At 41.7% G+C, this 17,136-nt stretch carries 17 protein-coding genes; all 17 read right to left on the reverse strand.

Annotated features, from left to right (window positions below; all coding sequences use genetic code 11):
• Positions 1–22 precede the first annotated feature (22 nt).
• Entirely contained in the window at positions 23–304 is a 282-nt protein-coding gene (gene yqfC / locus Len3610_RS07680; protein WP_176447426.1) for a sporulation protein YqfC, read from the reverse strand.
• Between the two features lie 110 nt (positions 305–414).
• On the reverse strand, positions 415–894 hold the full coding sequence (locus Len3610_RS07685) for a hypothetical protein (protein ID WP_176447427.1): 480 nt from the start codon (positions 892–894) through the stop codon (positions 415–417).
• 33 nt (positions 895–927) lie between these two features.
• Positions 928–1,929, reverse strand: a complete 1,002-nt coding sequence (gene floA / locus Len3610_RS07690; protein ID WP_176447428.1) for a flotillin-like protein FloA — start codon at positions 1,927–1,929, stop codon at positions 928–930.
• A 30-nt stretch (positions 1,930–1,959) separates the two neighbouring features.
• On the reverse strand, positions 1,960–3,294 hold the full coding sequence (locus tag Len3610_RS07695) for an NfeD family protein (protein ID WP_255259834.1): 1,335 nt from the start codon (positions 3,292–3,294) through the stop codon (positions 1,960–1,962).
• Positions 3,295–3,477: 183 nt separating this feature from the next.
• Entirely contained in the window at positions 3,478–3,924 is a 447-nt protein-coding gene (locus tag Len3610_RS07700) for a GatB/YqeY domain-containing protein (protein ID WP_176447430.1), read from the reverse strand.
• 18 nt (positions 3,925–3,942) lie between these two features.
• Positions 3,943–4,116 carry a 30S ribosomal protein S21 gene (gene rpsU, locus Len3610_RS07705; protein WP_176447431.1) on the reverse strand — a complete coding sequence of 58 codons (174 nt, stop codon included), beginning with the start codon at positions 4,114–4,116 and terminating at the stop codon, positions 3,943–3,945.
• A 145-nt stretch (positions 4,117–4,261) separates the two neighbouring features.
• The gene (deoC, locus tag Len3610_RS07710) at positions 4,262–4,933 is read right to left on the reverse strand and encodes a deoxyribose-phosphate aldolase (protein WP_176447432.1); all 672 of its coding nucleotides are present in this window, start codon (positions 4,931–4,933) and stop codon (positions 4,262–4,264) included.
• 142 nt (positions 4,934–5,075) lie between these two features.
• Positions 5,076–6,428 carry a tRNA (N(6)-L-threonylcarbamoyladenosine(37)-C(2))-methylthiotransferase MtaB gene (gene mtaB / locus Len3610_RS07715; RefSeq protein WP_176447433.1) on the reverse strand — a complete coding sequence of 451 codons (1,353 nt, stop codon included), beginning with the start codon at positions 6,426–6,428 and terminating at the stop codon, positions 5,076–5,078.
• Complete coding sequence (locus Len3610_RS07720; RefSeq protein WP_369693687.1) at positions 6,428–7,198, reverse strand: 16S rRNA (uracil(1498)-N(3))-methyltransferase; 771 nt, start codon at positions 7,196–7,198, stop codon at positions 6,428–6,430. Before Len3610_RS07720 ends, mtaB begins: the two co-directional genes overlap by 1 nt.
• A complete protein-coding gene (gene prmA / locus Len3610_RS07725; protein WP_176447435.1) occupies positions 7,191–8,147 on the reverse strand; it encodes a 50S ribosomal protein L11 methyltransferase in 957 nt (318 codons plus the stop codon). The genes Len3610_RS07720 and prmA overlap by 8 nt, the downstream gene beginning before the upstream one ends.
• Before the next feature lie 149 nt (positions 8,148–8,296).
• Entirely contained in the window at positions 8,297–9,415 is a 1,119-nt protein-coding gene (gene dnaJ, locus Len3610_RS07730) for a molecular chaperone DnaJ (RefSeq protein WP_176447436.1), read from the reverse strand.
• 464 nt (positions 9,416–9,879) lie between these two features.
• On the reverse strand, positions 9,880–11,721 hold the full coding sequence (dnaK, locus tag Len3610_RS07735; protein ID WP_176447437.1) for a molecular chaperone DnaK: 1,842 nt from the start codon (positions 11,719–11,721) through the stop codon (positions 9,880–9,882).
• Positions 11,722–11,751: 30 nt separating this feature from the next.
• Positions 11,752–12,345 (reverse strand): nucleotide exchange factor GrpE, encoded by a 594-nt coding sequence (grpE, locus tag Len3610_RS07740; RefSeq protein ID WP_176447438.1) that lies wholly within the window; start codon positions 12,343–12,345, stop codon positions 11,752–11,754.
• A 162-nt stretch (positions 12,346–12,507) separates the two neighbouring features.
• Entirely contained in the window at positions 12,508–13,536 is a 1,029-nt protein-coding gene (gene hrcA, locus Len3610_RS07745) for a heat-inducible transcriptional repressor HrcA (RefSeq protein WP_176447439.1), read from the reverse strand.
• 76 nt (positions 13,537–13,612) lie between these two features.
• Positions 13,613–14,773 (reverse strand): radical SAM family heme chaperone HemW, encoded by a 1,161-nt coding sequence (gene hemW, locus Len3610_RS07750; RefSeq protein ID WP_176447440.1) that lies wholly within the window; start codon positions 14,771–14,773, stop codon positions 13,613–13,615.
• 73 nt (positions 14,774–14,846) lie between these two features.
• The gene (lepA, locus tag Len3610_RS07755) at positions 14,847–16,652 is read right to left on the reverse strand and encodes a translation elongation factor 4 (RefSeq protein ID WP_176447441.1); all 1,806 of its coding nucleotides are present in this window, start codon (positions 16,650–16,652) and stop codon (positions 14,847–14,849) included.
• Positions 16,653–16,792: 140 nt separating this feature from the next.
• Positions 16,793–16,942, reverse strand: coding sequence for a hypothetical protein (locus Len3610_RS07760; RefSeq protein ID WP_176447442.1), 150 nt, complete (start codon positions 16,940–16,942; stop codon positions 16,793–16,795).
• Positions 16,943–17,136: the final 194 nt, after the last annotated feature.

Here is a 17,136-nt window from a genome sequence, read left to right on the forward strand (position 1 = left end):
TCCTCCTCCTTCAAATCAATTTCTACTCAGGTATGAATTTGACCTCTTCTATGTTTCCTTCCAGTAATATTTCTTCAGGCAGCATCATTTTCAATACAAATGATGAACCGGAAATTTGAATATAACCCTTGTTTGCTTTAAGTTTCAGTTCTGTATCGGAGTACACTGTCAACCCTTGATGATTCTCAATATAAACATGAAGCTGACCAATCATCGTAACTCTTGGTAATTCCATCATGACATCGGAAGGAAGTGAAAAATATTTTGATAACCATGGAGCAATTCGTTGTTGCCATTTTTTCACGGATGCGCCCTCCTCTCACAATATATTTATGAATTTTACGACAGGATAAGAACAAAAAAAGAACCAATACCAGCCATTCATTGACCTGGTATTGGTTCTTTGACGTTACTTTATCTTTTTCGTTCAGCAATAATACTGCGATATGGCCTGACAGCTCGTGGCTGACCTAAAACTTCCGACATGATGACGCCGTTGATTAAACCTGAACGTGTTAAATTACGATTCATTTGCTTTTTCATTCTTTTCTTTTCGATTGATAAATCATTTCCCGGTTCCCTGGTATTATGATCCATAATCGCATCATGTCCGTATTTCTGTGTTTGTGTTTGGTTTTCCGCTGTGTTCATACGCTCAGCCAATTGTTTACGCTGGTCATACTGAGTCTCTTCGATTGATTCAGTAGCAACCGTTGATTGTGGTTTCTGTTCCCTCTGTCTGCCCCCGTTTCCATTGCCGGCACCAGAGGGAAAAGGTGTCGGTTGTGGCTGATTATTGCCTCGTTTTGGTTTCCCTGTATCAGAGTCCTGGTTGTCTTTGAAAAAACCTGAGAGTGCTGCAATGATACCCAGAATAATGAAAATTAATTCCATCGTAACCCTCCTTAATCAGGGGCATGCGTATTATTAATCTTTTTGATCATCATCTTGATCATCATTATCCTTGCTCAATTTTCCGATTGTATCGCGCATATCTGTGTCAGCATCAATATTCTTATAGTTCATGTAATCCATGACACCCAAGTTACCGGAACGCAGTGCTTCTGCCAGCGCACGCGGAACGTCGGCTTCTGCTTCAACCACTTTCGCACGCATTTCTTCAACACGGGCAACCATTTCCTGCTCTTGTGCGACTGCCATAGCGCGTCTTTCTTCCGCTTTAGCCTGTGCAATATTTTTATCAGCTTCTGCTTGATCTGTTTGCAGAATAGCACCAATATTTTTGCCGATGTCCACATCAGCAATATCAATTGAAAGAATTTCAAACGCTGTGCCTGAATCCAAACCTTTTCCTAAGACATTATGGGAAATGGAATCAGGATTTTCCAAAACAGCCGTATGAGCTTCTGAGCTACCAATTGTACTGACAACGCCTTCACCGACACGAGCAATGACTGTCTCTTCTCCGGCACCCCCGACAAGCCGGTCAATATTGGCGCGAACGGTAATCCGCGCTTTAGCCTTCACTTCAATACCATCCATTGCAATACCGGCGATGAAAGGTGTTTCGATTACCTTTGGATTAACACTCATTCCCACAGCATCCAATACATCACGGCCAGCAAGATCGATGGCAGCCGTCCGCTCAAATGACAGTTCGATATTAGCTCTGTGAGCGGCAATCAGAGCATTAACTACCCTGTCAACATTTCCTCCTGCAAGGTAATGGCTTTCCAATTGATTCGTCGAGACATTCAGTCCTGCTTTATGTGCTTTAATCAACGGGTTAATGACTCTTGCCGGTACAACCCGTCGTAAGCGCATTCCGACAAGTGTGAAAATGCCGACTTTAACCCCTGCTGCTAAAGCGCTTATCCATAACATTACTGGAATAAACGTGAATAATACTGCAAGAACAATTATAATGATCGCGATTACAATAATCGGCATCAGTTGTTCCAAACCCATAAAAATTCCTCCCAAACTATTGTTTGCTTATTATAATTCTCTAACAACCACTCGAACACCTTCTACTTTAACGATTTTCACCAATTTATCTTTTTCTATGAAACCTCCTTCTGTTACAACATCAAGTCGCTCATCACCGAATAATGCACTGCCTGATGGGCGCAAAGGTGTCACGGTTCTGCCCTCTAAACCAATTAATTCCAAGCGGTTTTCAGATGAGACATACCCCAGCTCGCTTGATGTCTGATCCGTTAATACCATACGACGGAAGAATCCTTTATCCCCTCCCATCGTTTTAAATAGGATAACAGAAGCAATGATTGTAACAATGAAAGCGATACTAAGACTCATGGCCATTTGCCCTATATCCCGACCGGACATCATGAGTGATGCAATAATCGCTCCGACGCCTATTAAACCTGCGATACCTCCAGGTAAAAATAATTCTGCGATGATTAACCCAATACCCAGTATTAACAATATGATTGCTTCCATGCCGGCAAGCCCGGCAACCACATGTCCATAAAAGAATAGTATGAGGGCAAGCACTCCCATTATACCAGGGATCCCGAAACCGGGCGAAAATAGTTCAACAATCAATCCAATACTGGCGAGGGAAAGAAGAATTGGAACCACAACCGGATTGGTAATAAAGCGGGCTATATGCTCAGCAATGGTCATTTCCGATTCGTTTACGGATGCATCTTGCAGTTCCAGTGCTTCCAAAAGATCTGAACGATTTTCAACAGTCCCGTTGGAATAGCCTACTTCTTCAGCTGAACTTGGGCCCAATGTCAGATACGTGCCTTCTTCGGCATCATATTCAGGCATATGAATGCTTGAATCGGCCATAGCTGCCGCGTATTGCGGGTCTCTCCCTTTCGATTCAGCTGCACTTCTCATCGCTGATAACCATGCTGATTGTGCTTTCTCATCAGCAGCCGTACCATCCTGGGTAATGACACCGCTTGCTCCCATGGTGGCCTGGGGGTTCATGTAAATGTTATCCGTGTTTAAGGCAAGATAAGAACCTGCAGACAGCGCCCGGTTAACAATGTAAGATGTTGTTTCGATCTCCAGACTTTGCAATAACTCACCGATTTGCTCAGCAGCAGCCACAGCACCACCAGGGGTGTCGATTTCAAATATAATGTGGTCAGCTCCCGCTTCTTCAGCTTCTTCTGTCGCCCGATTAAGGAAAGATTCAAGCCCCTTTTCCACTTCATCCTCGATCGGTATCACATAAACGTTTTTTCCGCTGCCATTTTCTTCAGCTGAAGCAGAAGAAATCATACTGAAAATAGAACACATCACAACGAATAGAAGAACAGAAATTCTGAACTGTCTGCGTCTGTCACCGTTCACACTGACCCCCCTCTCTCTTAAGCTGTCAATCATCCCTACGTCCTGATAATGTAAAAGGTTTCATATTTATGTATAAATCATAACATACCCTGCAGAAGAGTTGATAGTTATTCCCGCATGATAAATGTATTTTAAACCGAAAAGTCTAAAAGGTCTTGCCAATAATGACAAGACCTTAAAAAATTAGCTTAAATGTTTTTGAACAAGTTTATTAATTCGGGCACCATCAGCCTTCCCTTTCACTTTAGGCATAATCGAATTCATTACCTTGCCCATGTCCTGCCTGGAAAATGCGTCTACTTCTCTAATGGTGGCCTTTACTATCTGCTCCAGCTCTTCATCTGTCAGCTGCTGGGGCATATATGTCTGAATAAGATCGATTTCAGTTTCAAGCTTATCAACAAGGTCATGACGATCAGCTGATTTAAACTCTTGGAGGGATTCCTTTCTTTGCTTCAACTCTCTTGAAAGTACTGTTAATTCCTCGTCTTCCGAAAGATTTTTATTACCAAGTTTAATTGACTCATTTTGCAATGAAGCTTTTACCATACGTATGACAGCGAGTCTATCTTTTTCTTTATTTTTCATAGCCTGCTTCATATCCTGGTTCAGCCGTTCAACTAATGCCATGGGAATGCACCTTCTTTATTATCTGCGTTTTCTGGCAGCTTCAGATTTCTTCTTGCGTCGTACGCTTGGTTTTTCATAATGTTCACGCTTACGATATTCCTGCAATGTTCCGCTTTTGGATACGTTGCGTTTAAAGCGACGAAGAGCATCTTCAAGAGACTCGTTTTTACGAACGCGAGTTGTATTTGACATGCTAATTTCCCTCCCTCCGAAGCACAAAACAATAAATAAAAGCAAAGACAAGTATCATAAAATATGACATGTCTGTAATAATTATAATATAACCAAATTATCAGGTCAACTTAAAATATGACGTTATTACAAATTCAGCCGTATATTAATAGTCGGGTTCTCCTGTTTTACCGGCTATAATATCCACACCGGCACTTGCACCAATTCGTGTTGCACCAGCTTCAATCATGGCTTTTACAGATTCCAGATCGCGAACTCCGCCTGATGCTTTAACACCCATTTCACTTCCGACCGTTTTCCGCATTAATTCAATATCTTCTACAGATGCACCGCCACCGGAAAAGCCTGTTGATGTTTTGACAAAATCAGCTCCTGCTTTTTTAGCCAGATGGCATGCACGCACCTTTTCATCATGATTCAGAAGAGATGTTTCAATAATCACTTTTGTCAATGCGCTTCCTTCCGCTGCTTCGACAACTGCTTCGATATCCCGTTGTACTGCTTCATCATTTCCTGATTTTAATTCACCGATATTTATAACCATATCCGCCTCTGTTGCGCCATCTTTTATGGCCTGTTTGGTTTCGTGCACTTTAGCTTCTGTTGACGTCGCCCCCAATGGGAATCCGATGACGGTACACACTTTCACCTCAGTGTTTTTCAAGTTTTCATAACAGTAAGGAACCCAATACGGATTAACACAGACCGATGCAAAGTTATAAACACGTGCTTCATTTACAATCCGGGTAATCTTTTCTTTCGTTGTATCAGGCTTTAATTGTGTATGATCAATGTATTTGGCAAGATCTGCACCCATGTTTCTCTTCCTCCTAAGTTTAGTTGTTCGTACTTCTTTCCCATCATAGCATGTCCAATTTCACCCGTAAAACAACGTCACTCAGCACACTTTTCCAGCCCGCTGTATAATAGCTATAGAAAATTCCCGGAATAACCGGGAATTAAATACTCATCTCTGCTCTTTCATTTTCAGCATTGTCCATAACACGCACAAAAGTGCCTTCATTATAAGGATAGCCTGACTGCGTTATTTTCACGCGTACAATTTTTCCGATTAAATCTTTGGATCCGTTGAAACGGACTTTCAAGTAATTATCCGTGTAACCTTCAAGCATATTTTCTTCAGCTTCTTTTACATGTTCTTCAGGTATGACCTCGAGCACTTCATCTTCATAGTCGGAAGCATATTCTTTCGCTAATTGGTTCGATAATTCAATCAATCGGTTAACACGGTCATTTTTGACATCGGCATCAACCTGATCCGTCATATGCGCAGCCGGTGTACCGGTACGTCTTGAAAATGGGAAGACATGAAGTTCTGAATAACCAATCTCGTTAACAAAATGATAAGTCTCCATAAACTCTTCTTCAGTCTCACCCGGAAAGCCGACGATAACATCCGTTGTAATGGCCAGTCCTGGGAGTGCCTGATGAATCTTTTCCACTTTTTGCTTATAATACTCTGTGGAATATTTTCGTCTCATACGATGCAGTACACTGTCTGACCCTGCCTGCAGCGGAATATGCAAATGACGAACGATTTTTTCTGATTTATCAAGGACTTCAATGACTTCATCCGTGATTTGACTTGCCTCGATCGAAGAAATACGGATACGTTTCAGTCCTTTAACCTCGCTCTCAAGCTGCTTCAGCAATTTGGCAAAATTATAATCATTCATGTCCTCTCCATAACCCGCTGTATGTATGCCGGTCAAAACAATCTCTTTATACCCTGCGTCTACCAGATTTTGGGCTTGTTTGATCACATTTTCCGGTTCTCTTGATCGGAGCAGCCCCCTTGACCATGGGATAATACAAAATGTGCAGAAATTATTGCACCCTTCCTGGATTTTTAAAGAAGCACGTGTCCGATCAGTAAATTCCGGGACGTCCATTTCCTCAAATACCCGGTTTTTCATAATGTTCGATACACCATTGATGGGCTCGCGTGTCTTCTGATGCTCTTCAATATAATCAATCATTTTTTTTCTGTTTTGTGTCCCAACAATCACATCCACACCAGGTATTTCCATAATCTCTCCCGGTGATGTCTGAGCATAGCAGCCTGTCACACAGATAACGGCATCAGGATTTTTACGGACTGCCCGGCGGATAACCTGCCTGCTCTTTTTGTCACCGGTATTCGTGACTGTACATGTGTTGATGACATAGACATCAGACTGGCGATCAAAATCGACACGTTCATAACCGTTATCTTTAAACATGTTCCAGATTCCTTCAGTTTCATAATGATTCACCTTACAGCCTAACGTATGAAAAGCTACTGTTGGCATTATTTGCACCCCAATTCTTCAAATTGATAAGAAATACTGGCCAATGCGTACAAAGCAGCGGTCTCAGTACGTAAAATACGTGGTCCCAGCCTAACGGGCATGAATTCACGCTGCTTAAGTAAAGCTGCTTCCTGTTCGGAAAAGCCGCCTTCCGGTCCAATGACAATCAGCACCCGGTCGCCTGAATTCATTTTACTGACGAGTGTGCCAAATGACTGGAAGCTTTCAGTTTTTGCTTCTTCCTCATATGCAAATAACTTCAAGTCATATTGGCTGTTTTCATCTGCCAATTGCTTGATTCCATTCACCGGTTGTTGTATAAGAGGAATTTTATTACGGTGGCTTTGCTCGCTGGCTTCTTTTACAATTTTCCTGTATCGATTCATTTTCTTTTCCATCTTTTTATGGTCCCAGACAACTACTGAACGGTCTGCTTGTACTGGAATAAATGCTGCTGCACCTAGCTCTGTTCCTTTTTTTAGCACGAATTCCATTTTATCGCTTTTGGGCAGGCCCTGTGCGATTGTCACGTCAATTGGTAATTCAGCTGATTCATCAAGCCATTCGCTTATGACAGCACGAACGTTATCGCTTGTTATGTCCGTAATTTGACAGATGGCAGCCTTCCCGTCCGGATGATTGCAAATGATCTCATCTTCAGGTTTCGACCGCATGACACGGCTGATATGGTGTGCATCATCATCTGTCATGATTACCTGGTTGTCTTTCCAATTTTCAGCTGGTACAAAATACCGTTGCAAATCAGGCACCACTTTTCTTTTCAATCTTTTTGGCAACAATGGATACCCAGTCTTCCATTTCATCGACTTGGACAATTCGGAAACCCGCTTGCTCAAGATGATCTGTAACCATCTGTTTTTTTGCATGGATAATACCGGACGTTATGAAAAATCCATTCGGTTTCAGGTTATTCCAGGTGTCAGAAACAAACCTTACAATGATCTCAGCCAGGATGTTGGAAATAATGACATCAGCCTGCATATCCACTTGATCAAGCAAGTCATTTTGTTTCGCCATTACCCTGTCTTCTATTTGATTTAATTTGGTATTTATTTGTGTACTTTTAACAGCGACGCCATCTAAATCAAGTGCATGAACTTCTTTTGCACCAAGCAGTACCGCGGCAATGCTCAGTACACCGGACCCGCATCCTACATCAATGGCAATGTCGTTTTTATTTATGTATTGCTCAATGGCTTGAATGCTCAATACTGTTGTCGGATGCGTACCGGTTCCAAAAGCCATTCCCGGATCAAGTTCAATAATCACTTCGTCACTTGATCCGGGTTCATATTCTTCCCAGGTAGGCATGATTGTAATCTTTTCAGAAATTTTGACTGGCTTATAATATTTTTTCCAGGCTGTTGCCCAATCTTCTTCGTTTATTTCACGTAACGTAACCTGATTCTTTCCTAAATCAATATCATACAATTGCAAGTTATTTATCGCTCGCTTTATTTCATCAACCTTTTTATCCAGAAAACTATTAACGGGTAAGTACGTCTTGATATAAACGCCTTCTTCCGGGTACTCAGCGGGGTCTAATTCATAAACCTCACCAAATAAGGTCTCTCTTTCCTTAACCAAATCAATCGGGTCTTCAATGACGACACCACTTGCTCCTTTTTCGTGCAAAATATTGGAAATAGGCTCCACAGCTTCGTTTGTTGTATGAATACGTATCTCAGACCAGTCCATATTAAACCCACTCGTTTCCCGGAAAATTTATTGGAAAAACTCAGGCCTAGCCTTGTACCGAAGTTTTTCCTATAAGGTCTACCATATTTTTTACTTTCTGACGTTATGAATATAACCTATGTAAACGGTGCAGGTGAAGCACCGTGTTTTTAGCTTTTAAAAGCATTTTTAAAACGCTGGAACAATGATCCTTGCTCATCAGTAGCTTCATTACCACCGATTTCATTAAATTCCCGCAGTAACTCTTTCTGGCGTTCGGAAAGACTGCTTGGCGTCACAACTCTTATTTGAACATGTTGATCTCCATAGCCATAGCCACGCACATTTGGAGCACCTTTACCCTTCAGACGGAAGGTTTTTCCTGTTTGAGTGCTGGCAGGAATTGTCAGCATTACTCTTCCATGTACTGTCGGCACTTCAACTTCATCTCCAAGAGCGGCTTGTGCAAATGTTATCGGCAATTCGCAATAGATATGATCTCCTTCACGCTCATAAAATTCGTGGGACCGTACTTGAATCACGACAAACAAATCGCCTGGAGGACCTCCGTTCACACCCGGTTCACCTTTGCCGGCAACTCTGATTTGCTGCCCCTCATCTATACCTTTGGGAATCGAAATGTGAATGCTTTTGTGTGTCTTCACTCTGCCGGAGCCGCCACACGTATTACACTTTTCCGGAATGATTTTACCGGAACCATTACAATGGTGGCATACACGACGATTAACTACACGGCCGAATGGTGTATTTTGCTCCATATTCAGCTGACCGGACCCCTGGCAATGGGAGCATGTTTCAGTTTTAGTGCCCGGTTTTGCACCTGAACCAGTACACGTGTCACATTCCTCTTCTTTAGGAATATTGATATCTGCTTCCTTCCCAAAAATCGCTTCCTCAAAGTCCAGAGTCATCGTATATTGTAAATCCGCCCCTTGTTGAGGTGCATTTGGATCCCGTCTGCGACCGCCGCCAAAGAACATATCAAAAATGTCACCGAAGCCGCCAAAGTCACCAAAGTCTGATGCGCCTCCGAATCCGCCCTGGCCTTGGGCACCTGCATGACCAAATTGATCATATTGGGCTCTCTTTTGTTCATCACTTAATACTTCATAGGCTTCTTTTGCTTCTTTAAACTTATCAGATGCATTTTCTTCCTCACTGACATCAGGATGATACTTTCTTGCCAGTTTACGATAAGCTTTCTTTATTTCATCTTTAGAAGCGCCTTTGTCAACACCAAGCACTTCATAATAGTCGCGCTTACTCACTTGTGAATCACTCTCCCGACACTATTGCATACATTTTATCCTGCATATAACAGACAGTAACCCGCAAAAATCGGCGGTTAACTGTCTGTAAATGTCCGATTCTGTTCTACTGACATTCAGCGGAAAAAACCGTTCCGCTGAATGAAGTTTCACTTTTCCGCACATATAAAGGTCAGTAACCCGCCAAAAAACGGCGGCCAACTGTCCTTAAATGTCCGATTCTGTTCTACTAACATTCAGCGGAAAAAACCGTTCCGCTGAATGAAGTTTCACTTTATCTTACCATCATTTATATTATGATAGCAAACAAGAAACGACCTTGTCCCTTTGATATCAGATGACATTAGAAAAAAGTCAAAGTCAAGGAGTTCCTGACTTTGACTTGGGCCTATAGGATGTAGGTCAGTTCGACGTTGCCACATGATGTGGCGCTCTTAATCGAACTTCCTTTTCTTATATGATGCTTATTTTTTGTCTTCTTCTTCATCATCCACTTCTTTGTAGTCACCATCTACGACATCATCATCAGAACCTTGCTCGTCACCTTGCTGTTCCTGGTTAGCCTCTTGTTCTTGAGCCATTTGTTCATACATTTTAACTGAAAGCTGCTGTACTTGCTCCTGCAATGCATCTTTCTTTTCTCTGATTTGATCGAGATCGTCAGCTTCAATTGCTTTTTGCAATTCTTCTTTAGCTTCTTCCGCTTTTTGTTTTTCTTCATCTGTTACATTGTCGCCGAGATCTTTAATGGTTTTGTCTGTTGTAAAGACAAGCTGATCAGCTTCATTGCGAAGATCTGCCTCTTCACGGCGTTTTTTATCTTCTTCAGCATTTTCTTCAGCTTCTTTAACCATTTGATCGACTTCCTCATCTGACAAGCCTGATGAAGATTTAATGGTAATGGATTGCTCTTTATTTGTCCCTTTATCTTTCGCACTGACATTCACAATACCATTAGCATCAATATCGAACGTTACTTCAATTTGTGGAATACCGCGTGGTGCAGGCGGAATGTCTGTCAATTGGAAACGCCCGAGTGTTTTGTTATCGGCAGCCATTTCACGTTCACCTTGCAGCACGTGTATATCAACTGCTGTTTGATTATCTGCTGCTGTTGAAAACACTTGAGAATGACTTGTTGGGATTGTTGTATTCCGTTCAATCAATTTTGTGGTGACACTTCCCATTGTCTCAATACCCAATGACAATGGTGTAACGTCAAGCAGCACAACGTCCTTGACATCACCTTGCAGGACACCGCCCTGAATAGCTGCACCCAGTGCAACAACTTCATCAGGGTTAACGCCCTTTGATGGTTCTTTGCCAGTTTCACGTTTAATAGCATCCTGAACAGCCGGAATACGTGTTGATCCCCCGACAAGAATGACTTTATTAATCTCATTTGAAGAAAGGTCCGCATCCTGCAATGCCTTACGGGTTGGCTGCATGGTGCGTTCAACCAAGGCAGATGACAATTCCTCAAACTTAGCACGTGTCAGATTCATTTCCAGATGTAATGGTCCATTTTCACCAGCTGTGATAAATGGCAGGGAGATTTGCGTTTGCGTTACACCTGAAAGGTCTTTTTTAGCTTTTTCAGCAGCATCTTTCAAGCGCTGCTTTGCCATTTTATCTTGTGACAGATCAATGCCATACTCTTTTTTGAATTCCTGAACCATATGGTCCATGATCACTTCATCAAAGTCATCACCACCCAGACGGTTATCGCCGGCAGTCGAGATAACTTCAAATGTGCCATCGCCGATATCCAGGATGGAAACATCAAACGTACCGCCGCCTAAGTCGTAAACGAGAATCGTCTGATCCTGGTCTTCTTTGTCAATACCATATGCTAATGATGCTGCAGTTGGTTCGTTGATGATACGCTCAACTTCCAGACCGGCAATTTTCCCGGCATCTTTAGTAGCCTGACGTTCTGCATCGTTGAAGTATGCCGGTACGGTAATAACCGCTTTTTCGACAGTATCTCCCAAGTAATCTTCAGCATACGATTTAAGATACTGCAGAATAATAGCAGATACTTCCTGAGGTGTGTACTCTTTCTCGTCAATTTTAACTTTGTAGTCTGTTCCCATGTGACGTTTTATGGACTGAATCGTATTTGGGTTGGTGATGGCCTGACGTTTCGCTACTTCACCCACCTGGCGTTCGCCATTTTTGAATGCAACAACAGACGGTGCTGTTCGGTTCCCCTCCGGATTGGGAATGACAACTGGTTCACCGCCTTCCATCACTGCGACACATGAATTTGTTGTACCTAGGTCAATTCCGATTATTTTACCCATAATCAAATTCCTCCTTAACTGCTCTTCTATTTACTTATTAACTTTAACCATTGCTGGGCGGATCACACGATCTTTCAGGTAATAGCCTTTTTGCAGTTCTTCTGTAACGGTTTCCGATTCAGCTTCTTCATCCTCAACTTGCATGACAGCGTGATGGATATTCGGATCAAACGGCTGACCGACAGATTCGATTTCTTCAACACCCTGTGATTTCAATGCATCTGTAATCTGGTTATAAACCATGGTTACACCGTCGACAAAGCTTTTCGTTTCGTCGGTAACCTCCACTTGCAATGCCCGTTCAAAATTGTCAATAGCAGGCAACAATTCTTTTACAACTTCTTCTGCCTTGTATTTCCGCTCAGCTTCTTTTTCTTTCTGGGAGCGTTTTTTAAAATTATCGAATTCTGCCTGTACGCGCAGCAATCGCTGATGCATGTCATCCTTTTCCTGCTTAAGCTGATTCAGTTCTGCTTCACGGGAATCCTCATCAGTATTATTTGAATCGGATTGGTCAGTACCGTCTTGATCATCAGCATCAATAACTTCTGCGATGACATCTTCCTGTTTATTTTCTTGTTCAGTCTCATCATGATTTGTCTTTTCCTGATTTTCTTCTGTCATCCCTGCCACCTCCTATATGAAAATTGCCAAGATAGAATATAACATGATTCATATGTTTATTAAATCAATAAACATTAGAAAACTTGGCTTGGCGCCAAGCCCTCATTGTCTTATGCAGACAGAGAAGAGTTTAAACTGTCTGTCCTACAGTGACTTACCTTACTAATTATTTTGATACCATTTATATAATACATCTGACATCTCAGTTGATAAAGCATTTAAAAGCGCAATAACCTTTTTGTACTCCATTCTCGTTGGGCCAATTAATGCAATTGTGCCCATTTGTTCCTCGTTCATTTCATAAGTCGCCGTTATCAGACTGCAGTCTTTTATCGCATCGACTTTATTTTCGTGTCCGATTGTAACTTTAATGCCATCAGTGGCGTCCTTTAATAAACTGGCTATTTCATCTTTTTCTTCAATCATGGAGTAAAATGACCTGACTTTATCAATATCATTGAATTCCGGCTGCATTAAAAGGTTTGTTTTGCCGCCGAAATATAATTTCACTGGATTCTCACTGAAGAATGCCGCTTTCAGATAATCATATGATGCATCAAAATCTGTCAAATATTTATCCATCAGATTGACAATCTCAGTGTTGAGTTTTTCATGCAGCTTGAAAATCGGTACCCCATATAATCGATCATTTAAAATGTTAACCATTTTTTCCAAATCTGATGAATCAATTGCTTCAGGAACAGAAAATGACCGATGTTCCACATGGCCGGTATTGGTTACCAATATTGCTACGGCTGTATTCGGTGTTAAGGATACAATTTGCAGCTGTTTCAATTTTGTCTCAAACACTTCAGGTCCCAGAATAATGGATGTATAATTTGTAATTTCAGACAGTATTTCAGCAGAACTTTGGACGATTTGTTCAAATTCAAATAATCCATCCTGCATGATACTGCGTATAATCCGAACATTACTTTCAATATCCCGGGGGGTCACTAAATGGTCGACATAATGACGGTATCCCTTCTCTGATGGTATTCGACCGGAAGATGAGTGTGTTTTCTCCAGGAAACCCATATCTTCCAAATCGGCCATTTCGTTTCGTACGGTAGCCGAGCTGTGCTGTATGTTACCTTTCTTGGCAATAGAGCGCGAGCCAACTGGCTGTGCCGACTCGATGAAATCATCAATTATGACTTGCAGGATCAGCAACTGTCTTTCTGTTAACATGATGATCACCTCTGTTAGCACTCTATCCTTCCGAGTGCTAATGCTAATCATAAATTATCAAATCCTTATTTTTTTGTCAACGGACAAGCATCAGGTCATCTTCTTCCAATAAAAATTGTTCAAATACGTCATTACCAAACAGGACACCCTGGTCAGTCAGCTGTATATTTTCACCGTTTTCTTCCAGCCAACCTTTATTGATGAGATAGGCGATTCGTTCTTTATACAGTTTCTCGTAAGGAAAACCGAATTTCTCATAAAATTGATTGGTGTTAATGCCTTCCATTCTCCGTAAACCAAGAAACATTTCTTCCTCAACCATTTCACGTATACCAATTGCTTCAGTATTCAAAACCGGATGGCCATCTTCCTTCGCCTTCTTGATATAAGCCGGGAGCGGTCGGATATTGCCTGTCCGTTCGCCTGGTAAATACCCATGCGCGCCTGCGCCAAATCCATAGTAGTGTTCATTATTCCAATAAACCTGATTATGGCGGCTTTCATAACCTGGTTTAGCAAAATTGCTGATTTCATATTGCTGAATACCTTTGGAGCGCATCGTGTCTTTTAAAATGGCATACATTTCGACTTCTTCTTCTTGCGGAGGCCTGTGCAGTTTTCCTTTTTTATAACGCTGATAAAAGACTGTCTTCGGTTCAATCTGCAGAGCGTACGTGGAATAATGCGGCAGATTGAATGCAACAGCTTCATTCAAAGAACGCCTGAAATGCTCGACAGTCTGTTTAGGCAATGCATAAATGAGATCAAGACTTATATTGCCAAAACCATTTTGCTGCAATAGATCGATTGAACGATAAACATCTTTCACCTTATGCAGCCTGCCAAGCTCTTCCAGCATGGCATCATCAAACACTTGAACGCCTAATGATATACGGTTGACACCAAATGCCCTGAGTAATTTAATCTTGTCTTCATCAAAGTCCCCCGGGTTGGCTTCAATCGTGAATTCAATACAATGCGCTACGTCAAATTTGTCATCAATCAGTTGCAGCAGCGAACGTAATTGTTCCATGTTCAATGCAGTTGGTGTGCCGCCACCGATAAAGATCGTGTTGACTCGATTCTTAGTGCCATGAACCTGTGTGTCGACTTCATTCGAAAGTGCTTCAATATATTCTGTTGCCAGCTTCTCATCATAAAAGAATTTCGTGAAATCGCAGTAATGACAAATTTGCTGACAAAATGGAATATGGATATAGACGGATTGTGCCTTCATTTTAATCTCCCCTGCATAGAAAAGGGATAAACTGACGCCTCCAGCGAAAGTTTTCCCTGTGCTTCAAAAATATTTAATCATCATTCATTTCCAGTACTGCCATGAATGCCTCTTGAGGAACTTCAACAGAACCGACCATTTTCATTCGTTTTTTTCCTTCTTTTTGTTTCTCCAACAGTTTCCGTTTCCGTGTAACATCGCCGCCATACAATTTGGACAGCACATTCTTTTTCAAGGCTTTAATCGTCGATCGTGCAATGATTTTGTTCCCGATGGCTGCCTGTACCGGCACTTCAAATTGCTGCCTCGGGATTAGATCTTTCAATTTATCCACGATATTTTTTCCTCGTGCAAAAGCAAAATCCCGGTGTACAATAAATGATAGCGCATCGATGGTATCACCGTTTAATAAGATATCCATTTTAACCAAATTTGATGGGTGGTAACCAATTACTTCATAATCAAATGATGCATATCCTTTCGTTTGCGATTTTAATTGATCAAAAAAGTCATATACAATTTCAGACAACGGGATATGATAGATCACATTGACACGAATTTCGTCAAGGTACTCCATATTAACAAACTGACCGCGTTTTCTCTGGGATATTTCCATAACCGGTCCGACATAATCATTCGGTACCATAATTGTCGCTTCAACATATGGTTCGCGTACTTCCTGAACGAGCTGATTATCCGGCATCGTGGAAGGATTGTCGACTTCAACCGTTTCACCATCTGTTTTCTCGACTTCATAAATGACAGAAGGAGCTGTTGTAATCAAATTAATATTAAATTCCCGTTCAATTCGCTCCTGGATTATTTCCATATGTAATAGTCCAAGAAAACCGCAACGGAAACCAAAGCCCAGTGCCTGTGAACTTTCGGCTTCATACTGCAGTGAGGAGTCATTAAGTTCCAGTCGTTCCAATGCCTCACGCAAATCGTTATATTGATTCGGATTGACCGGGAATAACCCGCAAAACACCATCGGATTCAATCGTTTATACCCGGGTAATTGTGTCTCCGCCGGGTTTTTGGCAAGTGTAACCGTGTCGCCTACCCTCGTATCGCCAATATTTTTAATTGATGCGGTCAGAAAACCAACATCACCGACAGTCAATTCATCTTTTGCAACGGGATTGGGCCTGAAAACACCAATCTCATTAACTTCAAATTCTTTTCCGTTTGCCATTAATCTGATTTTATCCCCGACTTTGACAGAACCCTCTTTAATACAAACATAAGTAATCACCCCACGGTAAGGGTCATACAATGAATCAAATATAAGTGCTTTCAGAGGGTTTTCAGATTCACCGGATGGCGCCGGAATATCCGATACAACCCGTTCCATAATCTCGTCAACACCAATATCATCTTTTGCCGAAGCTAAAATAATCTCATCTTTATCAATTCCGATGACATCTTCCAGTTCCTGGGCCACACGATCAGGATCAGCATTCGGCAAATCGATTTTGTTGATGACCGGAATGAGTTCAAGGTCATTATCCAAAGCTAAATAGACATTGGCAAGCGTCTGTGCTTCAATTCCCTGAGCAGCATCCACAACTAAAACGGCACCTTCACATGCCGCAAGACTTCTGGATACCTCATATGTAAAATCGACATGCCCGGGTGTATCAATTAAATGAAATAAATAATCTTCTTCGTTTTCACTTTTATAATTCAGTTGTACAGCATTCAATTTAATCGTGATTCCCCGTTCGCGCTCCAAATCCATCGCATCAAGAAATTGATCCTTCATCTCGCGCTGTGTCAATGCTTTTGTCTTTTCAAGAATACGGTCTGCAAGCGTTGATTTCCCATGGTCGATATGAGCAATGATGGAAAAATTACGTACATTCTCTTGTTTGATCATAAATGCAGTCCACTCCTACTTTGTCTCTCGCCACTTCTTACTGTTAAAGGCGAAACATAACTAGGATTGATTATAGCAATTGAGCTGCTGACATTCAAGAAAGTCAACATAAGTGGCGGTCTCCGGCGTAAAGACAGCAATCAGAAAAACACTTGAACAAGCTGATACGTAATCCCAACAATTAGTTCATAAAATCCTTTTACACCTGATTCCAAAAATGATGCCGCTTTCTGTGTGAAATGCTCAGGTGTATCGAGCTCCCTTGTAACATCGCTTGATTCGGCTGTCAATTACACCTGGTTTCATCTCCTACATCAGTTTGCTCCAACGACTCCATCTGCACTTGCATAGTCTCCGTTTTCCTGATTTACTGCGATCCCACGCCTAATGATAAACTGTTAAAAAGAACAGCACTAGTGATAAAAGTATAACAAGGGTGCGCATATTTCCCTCCTATTGATTGACATCACTTGCTCGCATCATT

The sequence above is a fragment of the Lentibacillus sp. CBA3610 genome (assembly GCF_013373365.1).
Taxonomy (GTDB): domain Bacteria; phylum Bacillota; class Bacilli; order Bacillales; family Amphibacillaceae; genus Lentibacillus.

Excerpts from the sequence above, each read along its gene's own strand:
- Len3610_RS07685 (WP_176447427.1), bottom strand. The coding sequence starts at position 894 with ATGGAATTAATTTTCATTATTCTGGGTATCATTGCAGCACTCTCAGGT.
- floA (WP_176447428.1), bottom strand. The coding sequence starts at position 1,929 with ATGGGTTTGGAACAACTGATGCCGATTATTGTAATCGCGATCATTATA.
- Len3610_RS07700 (WP_176447430.1), bottom strand. The coding sequence starts at position 3,924 with ATGGCATTAGTTGAACGGCTGAACCAGGATATGAAGCAGGCTATGAAA.
- rpsU (WP_176447431.1), bottom strand. The coding sequence starts at position 4,116 with ATGTCAAATACAACTCGCGTTCGTAAAAACGAGTCTCTTGAAGATGCT.
- deoC (WP_176447432.1), bottom strand. The coding sequence starts at position 4,933 with ATGGGTGCAGATCTTGCCAAATACATTGATCATACACAATTAAAGCCT.
- mtaB (WP_176447433.1), bottom strand. The coding sequence starts at position 6,428 with ATGCCAACAGTAGCTTTTCATACGTTAGGCTGTAAGGTGAATCATTAT.
- prmA (WP_176447435.1), bottom strand. The coding sequence starts at position 8,147 with ATGGACTGGTCTGAGATACGTATTCATACAACAAACGAAGCTGTGGAG.
- dnaK (WP_176447437.1), bottom strand. The coding sequence starts at position 11,721 with ATGGGTAAAATAATCGGAATTGACCTAGGTACAACAAATTCATGTGTC.
- grpE (WP_176447438.1), bottom strand. The coding sequence starts at position 12,345 with ATGACAGAAGAAAATCAGGAAAAGACAAATCATGATGAGACTGAACAA.
- hrcA (WP_176447439.1), bottom strand. The coding sequence starts at position 13,536 with ATGTTAACAGAAAGACAGTTGCTGATCCTGCAAGTCATAATTGATGAT.
- hemW (WP_176447440.1), bottom strand. The coding sequence starts at position 14,773 with ATGAAGGCACAATCCGTCTATATCCATATTCCATTTTGTCAGCAAATT.
- lepA (WP_176447441.1), bottom strand. The coding sequence starts at position 16,652 with ATGATCAAACAAGAGAATGTACGTAATTTTTCCATCATTGCTCATATC.